2 protein-coding genes are annotated in these 875 nt (G+C 61.0%); both read left to right on the forward strand.

What is annotated here, in order from left to right:
• Window positions 1–80 precede the first annotated feature (80 nt).
• A complete protein-coding gene (locus tag RYH73_RS26565; RefSeq protein ID WP_442946155.1) occupies window positions 81–629 on the forward strand; it encodes an AMP-binding protein in 549 nt (182 codons plus the stop codon).
• A partial coding sequence (locus RYH73_RS26760; protein ID WP_442946154.1) for an AMP-binding protein occupies window positions 587–875 on the forward strand: 289 nt, incomplete at its 3' end. The genes RYH73_RS26565 and RYH73_RS26760, both read left to right, overlap by 43 nt.

The raw sequence follows: 875 nt of genomic DNA on the forward strand, positions 1-875 counted from the left end.
GGGACCCCGACAGCTGGGGAACCTCTTCTGGTATCGAGAATTTAAACGGTGCATCCCCCTCGCCGGGAGATCTGTGCTATGTGATCTATACGTCGGGATCCACGGGCAGGCCCAAGGGGGTGATGGTGGAGCACGGGCAGCTGCTGAACAGGTTGTTTTGGGGGAAAAAATATTTTCACATAGTACCGGATGACCGTATCCTTCAGAAGACGGTGACCACGTTCGATGTTTCGGTATGGGAGCTGCTGCTGCCGCTGGTATCGGGGGCTTCGGTGGTGGTGGCGAGCAGCGTTGCGCGGCGGGATGCCGCCGAGATCGTTCGGATCATGGAGGAAGAGGGCATCACGGTGGTGCACTTTGTCCCGCCGATGCTGAACATGTTCCTGGAGGAGGCCGAAGGCGCCGGCCTTCCCTCGCTGCGCCACGTTGTGAGCAGCGGGGAGGAGCTCCTTGCGCACACTGCCGGGCGTTTCCGGGAGGTGCTGCCGCATGTGGCGCTTCACAACCTCTACGGCCCGACCGAGGCGGCGATAGANAGGAGCTCCTTGCGCACACTGCCGGGCGTTTCCGGGAGGTGCTGCCGCATGTGGCGCTTCACAACCTCTACGGCCCGACCGAGGCGGCGATAGAAGTAAGCTACTATACGATTTCCGAAGATATCCCTCCGATTATCCCTATCGGTCAGCCGGTTTGGAATACGGTTCTTTACGTCTTTGATAAGGAAATGAAGCCGGTACCGCTCGGCGTACCGGGTGAGATCTGGATCGGCGGGGAGCAGGTTGCGCGGGGGTACCTGAACCGTGCGGAACTGACGGGTGAGCGGTTTGTTTCGGACCCGTACGTTCCCGGGGGCCGTCTCTACCGTACGGGGGACC

Source organism: Olivibacter sp. CPCC 100613 (assembly GCF_036959255.1).
In the GTDB taxonomy this organism is placed as follows: domain Bacteria; phylum Bacteroidota; class Bacteroidia; order Sphingobacteriales; family Sphingobacteriaceae; genus Olivibacter.